Origin of the sequence: Streptomyces sp. H27-D2, from assembly GCF_035828615.1 — a bacterium.
GTDB lineage: Bacteria > Actinomycetota > Actinomycetes > Streptomycetales > Streptomycetaceae > Streptomyces.
Genome location: NZ_JAYMZR010000193.1, coordinates 1 through 2,201 on the forward strand (window position 1 = coordinate 1; position 2,201 = coordinate 2,201).

General features: G+C 70.1%; 2 protein-coding genes. Both read right to left on the reverse strand.

The window, feature by feature from the left end:
• Window positions 1–33: 33 nt before the first annotated feature.
• On the reverse strand, window positions 34–1,542 hold the full coding sequence (locus QMK28_RS33770; RefSeq protein WP_326443514.1) for an ISKra4 family transposase: 1,509 nt from the start codon (window positions 1,540–1,542) through the stop codon (window positions 34–36).
• 23 nt (window positions 1,543–1,565) lie between these two features.
• Complete coding sequence (locus tag QMK28_RS33775) at window positions 1,566–2,072, reverse strand: hypothetical protein (protein ID WP_326443515.1); 507 nt, start codon at window positions 2,070–2,072, stop codon at window positions 1,566–1,568.
• Window positions 2,073–2,201: the final 129 nt, after the last annotated feature.

Here is a 2,201-nt window from a genome sequence, read left to right on the forward strand (position 1 = left end):
GGATGGGTGCGTATCCGTTGAGGGTGTTGCCGATCAGGCTGTGAGTATGAGTCCTGATCGGTAGCGGACCTGGTGGTTGCGGGTGTGTTCCTGCTGTTCGTGCCAGGTCCAGTAGGTGTCGAAGTCGCCGTTGGTGCGCATGGCGCGGAGCTTGAGGACGGCTTCGGCTCCGTCGAGGCCCCAACGGGCCCCGGTGATGTCCAGGCGATCTTTCACCAGGTGGCGGCACGCCCCCTCAATCACGCCCGTGGCGATCGGGAAGCCGGCGGCCAGCGCGGTGTCGTAGCGGAGGTAGGGGTCCTTGTTCCGCAGGTAGTCCACGGTCTTGTTCAGGGTCTTGCGGCGTGGCCCGCGCAGCCGGGCGGTCTTGGCCTGCGCGGTGATCGCGGTGGCGGTGGCGGCGGCCCTCCCGGCCAGGACGGTGCGGGCGTGGCCGGCGACCCAGGCCTCGACGGTCTTGTCGCCGGGGGCGTGCAGCGTCCAGGCCGCGGCCCAGATGTATTCGATCACGTGAATGATGTCGATCACGATGTGCACGGCGACGTCCCGGCGTTCGGCCTCGGCGTTGATCAGGTCGAGTTGGTGGTTCGCGCCGTCGACGAGCACGACCCAGGTGCGCCGGTGGTCGGGGTCACGGTGCTCGGCCTGGTCGAATACGGCCCGGATGACCTGCTCGGCGTTGTGGTCGACCGAGCCGGTCAGCCATTTGGAGCGGGCTCTGGGTCCGGGACGGCGTTCCGCGGGCTCGCCGGCGTCATCGCTGTCGGTGTCGGGGTCGGCGATGACGTCGTCGACGCCGCGCGGCGCCGGTTCGGCGTCGTAGACCGTGCCGAGGGTGGCCATGCGCTTCCTGCCGTTCTTCTCCCCGGAGGCCAGGCGGGTCTTCATCGCGTTGCTGCCCTTGGCCGCCGCGGCTTTCGCCGTGCCCTCGCGCAGCGCGTCGGGCCGTATCACCACGCCCTTGCCGTCCGCTGACAGCACCAGCAGGGTCTGGTCGGTGCACGGGGCCGGGACCAGCGCGTCGTAGAACCCGTCGATGTCGGCCGCGGCGGCCACTGCGAGCTCCTGCGTCTGCCGGGGCCCGATCCCGGCGCCGGTCAGCGTGTTGATCCGATCGGTGGCCTCGGCGAACGAGCCACGCGCAGCCTCGATCGCTGCCAGTTTCCCCAGCCCGTGGGAGTGCAGCGCGACCGGGAGGTTCAACACCGCGTCCGCCGGGTGCAGGTCGGCGGCCCCGGTGCCGCGGTAGGCAATCCTGGTGACCGTGACCTTCCCGAACACCGTGGTCAGGTCCCGCGTCCGACCCCGCTCGATCCTCGTGCGCTCCACCCCGCGCACATCGGTGACCTCCGGCAGCCGCTGTTCGGTCACCGACCGCAGCGTCAAGTGGTCCTGATACAGCGACCGGGTCACCTGGCGCATCCGCGCCGACAACATGTCCTCCAGCTGCGAGTGCGTCAACGACGCCGCCAGCGGCGCGGCCAGATCGGCCGCCACCTGATCGAAGAGGCCACGGGAGACGGCGAACGTGTCCTCGGCCACGGACAGGGACCCGCCGAAGCCGTTCACCGGCCGCCCTCGGCCTGCGAGGCCAGCGCGAACAGCCCCGGTTCGACCTCGGTGAGGATGTCGCGATCCACCAGGCGCTTCAGCTTCGACCGCATGCCCTCGGTATGGTTGGCCTCGGTCCCCAGCCCTACCGCTGTGCACACGTCCTTGCACCGCAACGGACCTGCGGCCTCGGCGAACGCCACCAGGATCAGCCGGTACGCCGGCGAGGTCACCGTCGCGTCCCCAGACGCCTGTGCCGCCAGCAACACCGGCACCAGCTCCGCCAACGGCGCCACCACGGCCTCCGCATCCACGAAATCGCCGGAACCCGCCGCACCCGGGCCGTCGGCCAGCACCTCGTCGACCGTCTCCCGCGTGATCTGCAACCGCGATAACTCCGCCTCCACCGCCGACAGCTGCCCGGACAGCTCCGCGATCTGATCACGCAGTCGACCGGCCCGCTCCTGGGCCCTGTCCGCCCTGGCCTGCAACGCAGCCATCAAAGACGGCACCGCCACCACCCGCCCTCGCCTCAGCGCCCGCACACCTCGGCGAGCTCGTCACCGGCGACGGTAGAAGCCAGCCCTCACGATCACATTCCAAAACCCTGCGAATCACCCCAACGAGACACCCTCAACGGATACACACCC